At 45.2% G+C, this 12,834-nt stretch carries 11 protein-coding genes; all 11 read left to right on the top strand.

All coding sequences use genetic code 11. From position 1 onward, the window contains the following. Positions 1-11: 11 nt before the first annotated feature. The 11 genes from ftcD to AACM02_RS10120 all read left to right on the top strand — a co-directional run bounded on the left by ftcD (position 12) and on the right by AACM02_RS10120 (position 12,714). Positions 12-908 (top strand): glutamate formimidoyltransferase, encoded by an 897-nt coding sequence (ftcD, locus tag AACM02_RS10170; RefSeq protein ID WP_339116879.1) that lies wholly within the window; start codon positions 12-14, stop codon positions 906-908. Positions 909-922: 14 nt separating this feature from the next. After that, positions 923-1,504 carry a nicotinamide riboside transporter PnuC gene (gene pnuC, locus AACM02_RS10165; protein ID WP_339116878.1) on the top strand — a complete coding sequence of 194 codons (582 nt, stop codon included), beginning with the start codon at positions 923-925 and terminating at the stop codon, positions 1,502-1,504. 5 nt (positions 1,505-1,509) lie between these two features. Next, on the top strand, positions 1,510-2,754 hold the full coding sequence (hutI, locus tag AACM02_RS10160; RefSeq protein WP_339116877.1) for an imidazolonepropionase: 1,245 nt from the start codon (positions 1,510-1,512) through the stop codon (positions 2,752-2,754). Positions 2,755-2,778: 24 nt separating this feature from the next. Next, the gene (locus AACM02_RS10155; protein ID WP_332456733.1) at positions 2,779-3,405 is read left to right on the top strand and encodes a cyclodeaminase/cyclohydrolase family protein; all 627 of its coding nucleotides are present in this window, start codon (positions 2,779-2,781) and stop codon (positions 3,403-3,405) included. Between the two features lie 7 nt (positions 3,406-3,412). Further along, a complete protein-coding gene (gene hutH, locus AACM02_RS10150) occupies positions 3,413-4,912 on the top strand; it encodes a histidine ammonia-lyase (RefSeq protein WP_332456734.1) in 1,500 nt (499 codons plus the stop codon). Positions 4,913-4,977: 65 nt separating this feature from the next. Beyond that, on the top strand, positions 4,978-6,417 hold the full coding sequence (locus tag AACM02_RS10145) for an MFS transporter (protein ID WP_332456735.1): 1,440 nt from the start codon (positions 4,978-4,980) through the stop codon (positions 6,415-6,417). Positions 6,418-6,480: 63 nt separating this feature from the next. Further along, a complete protein-coding gene (uvrB, locus tag AACM02_RS10140; protein WP_339116876.1) occupies positions 6,481-8,505 on the top strand; it encodes an excinuclease ABC subunit UvrB in 2,025 nt (674 codons plus the stop codon). Between the two features lie 59 nt (positions 8,506-8,564). Further along, positions 8,565-10,229 carry a formate--tetrahydrofolate ligase gene (locus tag AACM02_RS10135; RefSeq protein WP_339116875.1) on the top strand — a complete coding sequence of 555 codons (1,665 nt, stop codon included), beginning with the start codon at positions 8,565-8,567 and terminating at the stop codon, positions 10,227-10,229. A 112-nt stretch (positions 10,230-10,341) separates the two neighbouring features. Further along, entirely contained in the window at positions 10,342-10,980 is a 639-nt protein-coding gene (locus AACM02_RS10130) for a hypothetical protein (protein WP_321716232.1), read from the top strand. Then, positions 10,977-11,690: a DUF3307 domain-containing protein gene (locus AACM02_RS10125; RefSeq protein WP_321770199.1), complete on the top strand. Its 714-nt coding sequence runs from the start codon at positions 10,977-10,979 to the stop codon at positions 11,688-11,690. The genes AACM02_RS10130 and AACM02_RS10125 overlap by 4 nt, the downstream gene beginning before the upstream one ends. A gap of 10 nt (positions 11,691-11,700) precedes the next feature. Further along, positions 11,701-12,714: an LLM class flavin-dependent oxidoreductase gene (locus AACM02_RS10120; protein WP_339116874.1), complete on the top strand. Its 1,014-nt coding sequence runs from the start codon at positions 11,701-11,703 to the stop codon at positions 12,712-12,714. Positions 12,715-12,834 lie beyond the last annotated feature (120 nt).

Genomic DNA, 12,834 nt, shown 5'->3' with positions numbered 1-12,834 from the left:
GGAGTCTTGATATGAACAAAATAATGGAATGTGTTCCTAATTTCAGCGAGGGACGCGACAAAGAGAAAATTGAAAAGATCGTGGAGTGTTTCCGCGCAAAAAAAAATGTAAAACTGTTGGATTACAGTAATGACGAAGACCATAATCGGCTTGTTGTGACTGTTATAGGTGAACCCGAACCATTAAAAAAAAGCGTTGTTGATGCCATTGGTAAAGCGGTAGAACTTATCGATATGAACCAGCACAGCGGGCAACATCCGAGAATGGGTGCCGTTGATGTAGTCCCTTTTATTCCCATTAAGAACGTAACTCCGGAAGAGGCTGTTTCGTTTTCAAAAGAGGTAGCACAGACGGTTGCCAAACGTTATAACTTACCTGTTTTCCTGTACGAAAAATCAGCTTCAGCACCTCATCGTGAAAATTTAGCAAACATCCGTAAAGGTGAATTTGAAGGGATGGCGGAGAAAATAAAAAAAGACGACTGGAAGCCTGATTTCGGTCCTGCAGAGCGTCATCCAACGGCCGGGGCTGTTGCTGTGGGTGTACGTATGCCTCTGGTGGCCTATAACGTAAACTTAGGAACCGACAATCTTGAAATAGCTCAGTCAATAGCCAAAAAAGTGCGTTTCATCGGAGGTGGATTACGTTTCTGTAAAGGAATGGGCGTGGCGCTGGAGGAACGAGGCATAACCCAGGTTTCCATGAACCTGACCGATTATACCAAAACGGCCATTTACAGGGCTCACGAACTGGTTCGTATAGAAGCTAACCGTTACGGTGTGCCTGTTATTGGAGCTGAAATCGTAGGCTTGGTACCTCTGGAAGCATTGGTGGATACTGCCGCATATTATCTTGGCCTTGAGAATTTTTCACTAAACCAGGTACTTGAAACAAAACTGATGGAATAAAGCGAGGCTTACCTATGGACTGGATAGAACCTATTGCCGCAGTTTTTGGCGTTTTGAGCGTTTGGTTTGCCCGAAAAGAAAATATTTTAGTCTTTCCTTTCGGAATCATAAACGTCGCAATTTATATCTACATCTGTTTTGCTGCCCGATTGTATGCGAACGCTGGAATTAACGTAGTTTATCTGGCTTCGAATGTTTACGGATGGTATTTGTGGTCCCGTATCGACGGAGACAGCCGTAAATTACTAATTAAACGTAATACTTCCAAGGAGAACATGATTTCCTGGACCGCAGTGGTGGCGATCTATGTGTCTCTGTTTTTTCTTTTGAGATATGTTAACCGGACAGATACCGGTTACATTCAATCGTATCTGCCCTATATCGATTCGTTTAATACAGCTTTTTTTTTGGTAGCTACCCTTTTGATGGCATTTAAAAAGCTGGAAAATTGGCAGTTTTGGATTATAGGTAATATTGTGTCGATCCCCATCTACGCCTCGCAGGGATTGTATTTTACGAGCGCTCAATACGCTATTTTTCTGGTTTTAGCTATATCGGGCTGGAAGGAGTGGAAAAGGAAAATAAATTACAAATAGAAAAGATGAACAACCTTGTTTTGAAAAATGCTTCGCAAGTAGTTACCTGCAGTGGATTTACAGGGAAAAGAGGTGAGGATATGTCGGACCTGCATGTGATTAAGAATGGAACAGTCGTTGTTACTGACGGTGTTATCTCGCACGTGCTGAAAGAGGGTGAAGGTCTTTCCGTAGACCTGTCGGATTACGAAGTGATTTGTGCGGAGGGTAAGGCATTGCTTCCCGGGTTTGTTGATCCTCATACGCATTTTGTGTTTGGCGGCTACCGGGAAGAGGAATTTGCGTGGAGGATGCGTGGGGATAGTTATATGGACATCATGAACCGCGGCGGTGGTATTGTAAACACTACACACGCTACACGCGCCGCATCGGAAGATGAACTTTTTATCGCCGGGAAACAACGGCTTGACGCCATGATGCGACTCGGGATTACTACCGTGGAAGGTAAAAGCGGTTATGGGCTCGATAAGGAAACTGAACTAAAACAACTCCGTGTCATGCAGCGCCTCAACGAAGAACATCCATTGGATGTTGTTTCCACGTTCATGGGCGCACACGCTACTCCTGAAGAGTGGAAGGGTAGGGAAGATGAGTTTATCGATTTCAACATAAACGAAATGTTCCCTTTAGTGGCTCAGGAAAAATTGGCGGAATACGCTGATATTTTCTGCGAAAAAAATGTATTTACCATCGAACAATCGCGCCGCTACCTGACTGCAGCACGAGAACAGGGCTTCAAACTGAAAATCCACGCCGATGAAATTGTACCGTTCGGAGGAGCCGAGCTTGCTGCTGAACTTGGTTGCCTGTCTGCCGACCATTTGCTGAAAGCATCGGGTAAAGGCATTCGTGCAATGGCAAAGGCAGAAGTGGTTTCCACGCTGCTGCCGCTTACGGCTTTCTCGCTTCGCGAAAATTTTGCCCGTGCCCGGACAATGATTGACAACAATTGTATGGTTGCTTTGGCAACTGATTTCAATCCGGGTAGTTCGTTCAGCGCATCTGTGCCCTTGCTGTTTGCGTTGGCGTGTATTTATATGAAAATGTCGCCCGAAGAAGCAGTAACGGCTTTCACGATTAACAGTGCGGCTGCTGTAGGCAGAGCCGACAAAATCGGCAGTATTGATGTGGGGAAACAAGCTGACCTGGTGCTGTTGCAATTTCCGTCGTACAAATTCCTGCCCTATCACGTGGGTATGAACATTGTAGAAAAAGTTATCAAGCGTGGATGTCTTCTTGTTGACCGTTGAATATCAGACTTATAAATAAATAAAATGAAACTACAGGATTTAACTTTAAAACAATTCTTAGAAAAAACTGCCGGGAATGAGCCTGTTCCCGGTGGTGGAAGTGTATCGGCATTAAACGGAGCCATATCATCGTCATTGGTACAAATGCTGGCAAACCTGACTATTGGCAGAAAAAATTACACGGATGTGGAAGAGCGGATGAAAAAAAATGCCGGAAGATTTGAAGAATTCAGGATGCATTTTCTGAACGATATCGATCGCGATAGTGAAGCTTATAACCTTGTTTTCGAAGCATTTAAGCTTCCGAAAGAAACGGATGAGGAAAAAGCATATCGCAGCCAAAATATTCAGGAGGCGACCAAGATTGCCGCACTCGTTCCGATGGAAATTGCCGAGCGTGCCTTCGGAATGCTTGACCTCATTGTTGAAACTACCCGTAAGGGCAACAAAAATGCCATTACCGACGGCTGCGTGGCAATGATGACCTGCCGGACTGCCGTCTTGGGTGCGCTGCTGAACGTACGCATCAACCTGGGAGGATTAAAGGATGCTGGATTCGTGCAAAAGCTGACAGACGCTTGCAGCCGCATAGAAAGAGAAACAGAGGCAAAAGAAAAAGAGTTAACGGATTGGGTAAAAACACAACTATAAACATAAAGTGAAAAATATTTATTACATCGGAAAAGATGAACTTACGTTCGACGACCTTGAACGGATCATCAATGAAAACATCAAACTCGAATTATCGCAGGAAGCCAAAGAACGTATTCAAAAATGCCGTGATTATCTCGATCAGAAAATGCAAAATCAGCAGGAACCTATTTACGGAATCTCCACCGGTTTTGGGTCGCTATGCAACCGCACTATTTCGAACAATGATTTGCATATGTTGCAGGAGAATCTGGTGAAATCACACGCGTGCAGTGTTGGGGAAGAAGTTAAGCCGGTGATTGTAAAACTGATGTTTCTGCTCAAAGCACACGCACTTTCACTGGGTTACAGCGGTGTGCAGGTGGCAACCGTTCAACGGATGCTCGACCTGTTCAATAACGATATTCTGCCTGTGGTCTACGATAAAGGCTCCCTGGGGGCATCAGGCGACCTGGCACCGTTAGCCAACCTGTTTCTGCCTTTGATAGGCGTGGGAGATGTATATTACAAAGGGCAAAAACGCGATATCGGTAGCGTGCTCGACGAATTTGGCTGGGAACCCCTTAAACTGAAAAGCAAGGAAGGGCTGGCATTGCTAAACGGTACCCAGTTTATGTCGGCACACGGAGTGTTTGCGGTTATGAAAGCACAACGCTTGTCGAAACGTGCCGACCTGATCGCGGCTATTTCGCTCGATGCCTACGACGGGCACCTGGAGCCTTTTGACGAAAAGCTGCACCTTATCCGTCCGCACCTGGGACAATTAGAAACGTCACAGAATATTGTCCGGTTTCTGGAGGGTAGTGAATTGATCTCCAGGGAAAAGAAGCATATTCAGGACCCTTACTCGTTTCGTTGTATTCCGCAAGTTCACGGTGCCACCAAAGACGCTATCGCATACGTGAAATCGGTATTGTTTACGGAAATCAATTCCGTGACCGATAATCCTACCATCTTCCCCGATGATGATCAAATTATATCGGGTGGAAATTTTCACGGTCAGCCACTCGCCATTACTTTTGATTTCTTGGCACTCGCCCTCGCCGAACTCGGTAATATTTCTGAACGCCGGGTAGCACAACTGATTCTCGGGAACCGCGGTCTGCCCGAATTTTTAGTGGCTAATCCGGGATTGAATTCCGGATTTATGATTCCCCAATACGTGTCGGCTTCCATCGTAAGTCAGAACAAGATGTATTGCTATGCGGCCTCGAGCGACTCCATTGTGTCGTCAAATGGACAGGAAGACCACGTGAGTATGGGGGCTACATCGGCTATAAAATTGCTGAAAGTAATGGATAACCTTGATCTGATTTTATCGATAGAACTGATGAATGCTGTGCAAGCGATGGAGTTTCGTCGTCCGCTTAAATCGTCGCCTGTTATTGAAAAAACCATCAAAGAATACCGGAAAGAGGTGCCCTTTGTAGAGGAAGATATTGTCATGTATAAGGAGATTCATAAAACCGTTGCGTTTTTAAACCGATTGCACGTGGATGCGCTGTAAAAGAACGGTGATTTTTTTTATCTTTGCACATTCGAAACACTTTCATAACATAAACTAAAAATTAAATGGTAGAGAAAATTCACAGTACGCTTCGTGATTCTTCCGTGGCAAGATGGACCGCATTAATACTGCTGGCTTCCACAATGTTTGTGGCTTATATGTTTATCGATGTTTTGGCACCCCTGAGTACCATGCTCGAAACTTCGCTGAAATGGACGCCCGACACTTTTGGCGCGGTCGCCGGTTCGGAATACTTCCTGAATGTATTTGCCTTCTTCCTGATATTTGCCGGGATTATTTTAGACCGGATTGGTGTACGGAAAGCTGCACTTGTCTCCGGTTCCCTGATGGTAATCGGAGCGTCCATAAAGCTGTATGGTATCAGCGATTATTTTAATGGCGGAGGCTTCGGATACGATTTCTTCAACTCTTTCTGGACCGGGTTCCCTGCATCGGCAAAAGTGGCTTCGGTTGGTTTTGCTATTTTTGGTTGTGGGGTGGAGATGGCGGGAGTTACCGTTTCCAAAGGGATCGTAAAATGGTTTGCCGGAAAAGAATTGGCACTGGCCATGGGCCTGGAGATGGCTATTGCGCGGCTGGGTGTTTTTGCCGTATTCCGTTTGTCGCCGTACCTGGCTGAAAAGGGGGGCGTTTCACTTTCGGTAGGTGTGGGGACTTTGTTGCTCCTGATCGGATTGTTGACTTTCAGTGTGTACTTCTTCTTCGATAAAAAGCTTGATTCGCAAACCGATGCTCTCAGGGCCGGTAATGAATCTTCTCCGGAAGAGGAGTTCAGGATCAGCGATTTAAAAGCTATATTTACGTCGAAAACCTTTATGGTTGTAGCCGGGCTATGCGTTCTGTTTTATTCAGCGATTTTCCCGTTTCAGAAGTTTGCTACCGGGATGCTCGAAAGCCGTTTGGGAATGACTACCTCCGAAGCGAGCGGCTTGTTTTCCTATTTTCCTATTGGAGCGATGATTTTAACACCCTTGCTGGGATGGTTTATTGATAACAAGGGGAAGGCAGCTACCATGCTGATGTTGGGGTCCCTGCTAGTGATTGTTTGCCATTTGATTTTTGCGCTTACACCGGAGGAAAACTTTACGTTTGCCGTGGCGTTAGGGGCTATCATTGTACTGGGTGTTTCGTTCTCCCTGGTTCCTGCTTCGCTGTGGCCTTCAGTTCCTAAGTTGGTGGACAACAAGGTTTTGGGATCTGCTTATTCCATCATATTCTGGATTCAGAACATTGGATTAATGCTGACTCCGGTTTTGATAGGGTGGGCATTAAAAAGAAGTAACCCGGGTATTGCCGAACAGATTGCATCCGGCGAAGCTGTAAAATATAATTATACTGTTCCGATGCTTATCTTTGCCGGATTTGGAGTTGCAGCACTTTTACTGGCTTTCTACCTAAAAGCACTGGACAAGAAAAAAGGTTTTGGATTAGAGCTTCCAAACATTGTAAAAAAGGATCATGATGCGACAAGCAATCCGGGCTGAAGTGATCGGTAAGAAATATAGCGGCATCAAACAAATGGAGGATTAAGTTGTTTTATAACGACTATGCATTTCCAACTTACATCCGAATACAGGCCTACCGGCGATCAGCCGGAAGCCATAAAGGCTTTGATAGAGGGACTCAGACAGAAAATCCCTTATCAGACACTGTTGGGAGTTACCGGTTCGGGGAAAACATTTACCATTGCCAACGTGATAGCACAATTGAACAAACCCACGTTGGTGCTGAGTCACAACAAGACACTGGCAGCACAACTGTACAGTGAGTTCAAAGGCTTTTTCCCGAATAATGCGGTGGAGTATTTCGTCTCTTATTACGATTATTACCAGCCCGAGGCTTATATTCCAACTACAGACACTTACATTGAGAAAGACCTGTCCATTAACGATGAAATTGAAAAATTGCGTTTGGCAGCCACTTCATCGTTGCTCTCGGGACGAAACGACGTGATTGTTGTTTCGTCGGTCTCCTGCCTCTACGGAATCGGAAATCCGGAGGATTTCAACAAAACGACTGTGGATATCAGCGAGGGACAATTGCTGGAACGGGATCATTTCTTGCGGTTGCTTGTAAACAGTTTGTATTCGCGCGATGAAACTGTCGAGTTTAGCCGGGGAAATTTTCGCGTGAAAGGGGATACGGTAGATGTTTTTTTGGCATACCACGATTATATCGTACGCGTAATCTTCTGGGGCGATGAAATAGAAAGTATCGAAACGGTCGACCCGCTCACGGGAGTGACCACCGAGCGCCTGAACTCCTACCGGATTTTTCCGGCCAACCTTTTTGTAACTACCAAAGAACGGATTTTTCGCGCCATAGATGAAATCCAAATCGATCTGGGAAAACAGGTGGAGTTTTTCCAGTCTATCGGAAAACCCCTTGAAGCCAAGCGCCTGTACGAACGTGTTACGTACGATGTGGAAATGATCAAGGAGATTGGGTATTGCTCGGGCATTGAGAATTATTCACGCTATTTTGACGGGCGTTTGCCCGGAACACGGCCTTTTTGCCTGCTTGACTTTTTTCCCGAAGACTACCTCACCGTTATCGACGAAAGCCACGTGACCATCCCTCAAATCCGGGCGATGTACGGCGGTGATCATTCGCGGAAGCTTAACCTGGTTGAATACGGTTTTCGCCTGCCTGCAGCCATAGATAACCGCCCGCTTACGTTTGAGGAATTTGAAGCGCATACGCCTGAAATCATTTTTGTCAGCGCTACTCCTGCCGATTATGAATTGGAAAAATCGGAAGGGATTGTCGTAGACCAGCTGATCCGCCCGACGGGATTGCTCGACCCGCCCATTGATGTGCGCCCGAGTTTGAACCAGGTAGATGATTTGATGGAGGAAATCCAGCTGAGGGTCGAAAAAGACGAACGGATCCTCGTAACCACCCTTACTAAGCGGATGGCGGAAGAACTGACCGATTATCTTTCTCAGCACGATATACGTTGCAACTACATCCATTCCGACGTAGAAACACTCGAACGTGTGAAGATTATGGATGATCTGCGAAGCGGGATTTACGACGTGCTCATCGGGGTTAACCTGCTCCGTGAAGGATTGGATCTTCCGGAAGTTTCACTTGTCGCTGTCCTGGATGCCGACAAGGAAGGTTTCTTACGGTCGCATCGTTCCCTGACACAAACTGCGGGACGTGCCGCCCGAAACGTTAATGGGAAAGTCATATTCTATGCCGACAAAATAACCGACAGCATGCAAACGACTATCGATGAAACTAACCGCCGGCGGGAGAAGCAGATAAAATACAACGAACAACACGGCATTACGCCGCAACAGATAATAAAAGCCCGGTCATCCGTGCTAAACAAAGAGTACACGGTTACCGCAGAAGCCAGGGCATACGTAGAGCCCGATTACTATTCCATGGCATCGGAGCCGTTGCCCGAATATGCTACCGCAGACGATCTGAAAACAAAAATCGAACAGACCCGAAAGGCTATGCTGTCAGCTGCCAAAAAACTGGAATTCCTTGAAGCGGCGAGGCTGCGTGATCAGTTGATAAAATTGGAAGACGAACTTGCTGAGAAGTCTAAAAGCTAATGTATATCGGCTTGTTTTTCTTTGTTCTTAAAACACACATATCTTAAAACCGCATATAAATGAAATCAGACATTCAGATTGCAAGAGAGACACCGCTAAAAAAAGTAAAGGAAGTCGCAGAAAACATAGGTATCGACCGGGATGAGGTGCATAACTACGGTCCGTACATGGCAAAAGTGCCCTTGCGGTTAAAAAATCAGGAAAAAATTGACCAAAGCAAGCTGGTTTTGGTTACGGCTATCACACCCACCAAGGCAGGTATCGGGAAGACTACCGTTTCCATCGGCTTGGCATTGGGACTGAACAAAATTGGTAAAAAAGCCATTGTCGCATTACGTGAACCCTCATTGGGTCCCGTATTTGGAATGAAAGGAGGAGCTGCTGGCGGCGGGTATGCCCAAGTGCTTCCCATGGAGAACATCAATTTGCATTTTACCGGTGATTTTCATGCGGTCACATCGGCTCATAACACTATATCGGCACTTCTGGACAATTATATTTTTCGTGTTCAGGGTACACCCCATGAGATCAAGGAAGTGCTTTGGAAGCGGGTGCTGGATGTGAACGACCGCAGTTTGCGCTATATTGTTACCGGCCTCGGCCCGGGAAATGGAGTACCGCTCGAAGGCGGTTTTGATATAACAGCCGCATCGGAATTGATGGCTATTTTGTGTCTGGCGGAGGATGAAGAGGACTTGCGTCGACGCATCGAAAATATTTTATTGGGTTATACGCGGGAAGACAAGCCGTTTACGGTAAAAGACCTGGGTGTTGCAGGTGCCATAACCGTACTGATGAAAGACGCCATTCATCCCAATTTGGTACAAACGACTGAGAATACGGCAGCATTTGTTCATGGCGGTCCTTTTGCAAATATTGCACACGGTTGTAATTCGGTTTCTGCTACAAAAATGGCCATGTCATATGGCGAGTATGTGATTACCGAAGCCGGTTTCGGTGCCGATCTGGGAGCGGAAAAGTTTTTTAATATTAAATGTAGAAAAAGTGGTTTGCAACCCAAACTAACGGTTATTGTCGTTACTGCGCAGGGACTGAAAATGCACGGCGGAACTCCTGAAACCGATATCAGACAGCCTGACATGGAAGGACTGAAAAAAGGGTTGGAGAACTTGTCGAAACACCTGGAGAATCTGGCCTCTTTTGGTCAAACTGTTGTGGTGGCATTCAACAAATATGCTTTTGATACACAGGATGAAATAGATGCTGTGGCTGAGTTTTGTCGCCAACGTGGGGTTCGTTTTGCCGTAAACAATGCGTTTGTTGAAGGTGGGCAGGGAGCCGTTGAGCTGGCTAATGCGGTAGTGGAAGCCATTGAAAAAGAGCCGTCTCAACCGTTACAGTTTACTTATTCCGATGAAGATTCCATCCGGACAAAACTCGAAAAAATTGCACTTAATATTTACGGTGCACGGGATGTAGTCTTTAACGAAAAGGCATTAAGGCGATTGAAGAGAATAGACGATACTCCACTGGCAAAATTTCCGGTTTGCATAGCAAAAACGCAATTCTCGTTCTCTGCCGATCCAAAGGAGTATGGTGTAGCCAAAGGATTTCGCTTTAAGATCAACGATATTGTAATTAACCAGGGCTCGGAGTTTATTGTCGCTATTGCCGGCGAAATGATGCGTATGCCTGGCCTTCCCGCTGATCCACAGGCCAAAAGGATTGATATTGTGAACGGAAAAGTGGAAGGATTGAGTTAGTTGCAATTTAGGATTTATGGTGTGAGAATATCACTTTTATCGACGATAATTTGAAATATCGTTATTTGATACGATATTTTGATATATCATTTTTTCTCACGATATTTGTCGGATGATAGCAGTAATAAAAGGAGACATTGTTTCGTCTCGAAAAGTAGAAAATTCCGAAAAGTGGCTATTGCCGCTGAAAAGCTTGTTCAATGAATGGGGAAAATCGCCCGGACAGTGGGAAATCGTATGGGGCGATTCGTTTCAACTGGAAGTAGATCGCCCGGAAGAAGCCCTGAAAAAGGCGTTACGGGTGAAAGCATTAATAAAGAAGATAGTTTCGGATGAAACTAATAAAAGCCTTATTGATGTGAGAATGGCGATAGGCATAGGAGGAAAGAGTTATACGGGCGAACGTATAACGGAAAGTAACGGAGAAGCGTTTATAAATGCCGGAGAAAAATTTGAAGAACTGGAAAAAGAAAAATTCAATTTGCTTGTTAAAAGCCCCTGGCCGGATTTTGACGGGGAAATGAATCTTTTTATCAGGTTGGCCTCAGTTTTTATGGATAAATGGTCGGTCGCTTCTGCTGAGTTGGTGGAGGTGGCATTGGAACATCCCGATTATACCCAAAACGAGATTGGTAGCCGGCTGGGGATAAAACAAAACTCTGTAAGCGGAAGATGGAAAAGGGCCAATATAGATGAAATTTTGTCTATGGAGCAGATGTATCGGCGCAAATTGGAAAGGTTGCTTTTATGATTATACTTGTCAAGCTTATCTTAATGCATCTGGCCGGTGATTTTATTCTTCAGTCAAAATCTTGGGTTGAGGAAAAAGAAAAACAAGGCATAAGATCCATCAAGTTGTACTTGCATGGCCTCATTCACGGTGCGTTGGCATGGCTGATTCTATGGGATTTACGGTATTGGGCTGTGGCACTTTCAATTGCTGTTGTTCATGTCGGGATAGACATGGTGAAATTGTCTTTTCAGAAAAAAAACAATAAAACCGGGTGGTTTCTGATGGATCAGTTGTTGCATGTGTTGAGCATTGTGGTTTTGTGGTACCTGTTTTTTAATCCGGATATACCTATGGGTGTACTGGCCGAAAATCAGCAATTTTGGATTTACCTGACAGCAATTCTTTTCTTAACTGTGGTGTGCGGTATAGGAATTCAGGTACTGTTGACAAACTGGGCAAAAGATATACATCTCGATAAAGAAAAGTCGTTACCCAATGCCGGCCGTTATATCGGTATTCTGGAAAGACTTCTGGTTTTCCTGTTTGTCGTTTTGGGGCGTTGGGAAGCTATTGGGTTTCTGATAGCAGCTAAATCAGTATTTCGTTTTGGCGATTTGAAAGATTCGCGAAACCGGAAACTGACAGAGTATATTCTTATTGGGACCTTGTTAAGTTTTGGTATAGCTATTGTTACGGGAATTCTCACTTTGTATCTCTCTTCTGTCTAACAAAACCGGAATGAACAAATTGAAATTGTCCATACTTGATTTGGCAAAATTTACCGAAGAAACCAAAACTGCTTCAGAAGTATTGAATCAATCCACGGAAATTGCCAAACTTGCCGATAAACTGGGATACACCCGTTACTGGTTCGCTGAACATCACAATACATCTATGGTGATGAGCATGTTCCCCGAAATTATGGTGGCGCATGTTGCTTCACAAACCCAAAGGATCCGGGTAGGAACGGGAGGAGTGATGTTGCCCAATCACAGTGCTTTCAGTGTTGCCGAACGGTTTGCTATGCTTGAGGCATTGTATCCCGGCAGAATAGATCTGGGTATAGGACGTGCACCAGGAACCGACGGACGGACAGCGCTGGCTCTTCGAAGGTCGTGGGAGGCCATTAAGCAGGATACGTTTCCCGAACAATTAACGGAGCTTCTGGGATTCTTGGGCCACAACCTGCCCGACAAACATCCTTTTGCCCACATCAACGCATCGCCAGACCCATTTCTCATCCCCGAAATCTATATGCTTGGTTCCAGTACCGGTGGTGTTGAGTTTGCCTTGACAAAAGGATTGCCTTTTGTATTTGCGGCACAGATAAACGCAGATTTGGCGGTCCCTGTGCTTACCATGTATCGCCGGCAGTTTAAGCCTTCGGAATATCTTCAGGAACCTAAAAGTATTCTTTCGATTATGGTTTTTACAGCAGAAACCGATGAAGAAGCTTATTATCAGGCAGCGCCCGCTATTCTACACTGGACGATGTTGACTGTTGGTAAGAGGATTGTTAATCCTACTTTTGAAGAAGCGCTTTCATATAGGTATTCACTTCAGGAAGAGGCGGTGAAGCAAAGCATTATGCGGAAGTTCGTTATCGGCTCACCCGGTAAAGTTTCCGAAATGCTTTGGCAATGGGCCAAAGAAACCCTGGTGGACGAGATCATTATTTTCGATTTGTATTCGCAGATGAAAGGACGCCGACAGGGTTACGAATTGCTGGCAAAAGAATTGGGATTAAGTTAATTTCAGGTATTGTAGAAAAAAGGGATATGCCCTGCTGAAAAACCGGTGAAGTTTAATTGTATTGATAATAAATTCCCGTGTTTGACACTTTGATTTTGTCAGACTGGTGATAGATCAAGG

Origin of the sequence: Petrimonas sp., from assembly GCF_963921705.1 — a bacterium.
In the GTDB taxonomy this organism is placed as follows: domain Bacteria; phylum Bacteroidota; class Bacteroidia; order Bacteroidales; family Dysgonomonadaceae; genus Petrimonas; species Petrimonas sulfuriphila.
This window is presented reverse-complemented; position numbering and strand designations above follow the sequence as displayed.

Coding starts and splice junctions, on each gene's coding strand:
- AACM02_RS10135 (WP_339116875.1), top strand. CDS start 8,565: ATGAAATCAGACATTCAGATTGCAAGAGAGACACCGCTAAAAAAAGTA.
- pnuC (WP_339116878.1), top strand. CDS start 923: ATGGACTGGATAGAACCTATTGCCGCAGTTTTTGGCGTTTTGAGCGTT.
- AACM02_RS10145 (WP_332456735.1), top strand. CDS start 4,978: ATGGTAGAGAAAATTCACAGTACGCTTCGTGATTCTTCCGTGGCAAGA.
- AACM02_RS10155 (WP_332456733.1), top strand. CDS start 2,779: ATGAAACTACAGGATTTAACTTTAAAACAATTCTTAGAAAAAACTGCC.
- AACM02_RS10125 (WP_321770199.1), top strand. CDS start 10,977: ATGATTATACTTGTCAAGCTTATCTTAATGCATCTGGCCGGTGATTTT.
- ftcD (WP_339116879.1), top strand. CDS start 12: ATGAACAAAATAATGGAATGTGTTCCTAATTTCAGCGAGGGACGCGAC.
- AACM02_RS10130 (WP_321716232.1), top strand. CDS start 10,342: ATGATAGCAGTAATAAAAGGAGACATTGTTTCGTCTCGAAAAGTAGAA.
- uvrB (WP_339116876.1), top strand. CDS start 6,481: ATGCATTTCCAACTTACATCCGAATACAGGCCTACCGGCGATCAGCCG.
- hutI (WP_339116877.1), top strand. CDS start 1,510: ATGAACAACCTTGTTTTGAAAAATGCTTCGCAAGTAGTTACCTGCAGT.
- AACM02_RS10120 (WP_339116874.1), top strand. CDS start 11,701: ATGAACAAATTGAAATTGTCCATACTTGATTTGGCAAAATTTACCGAA.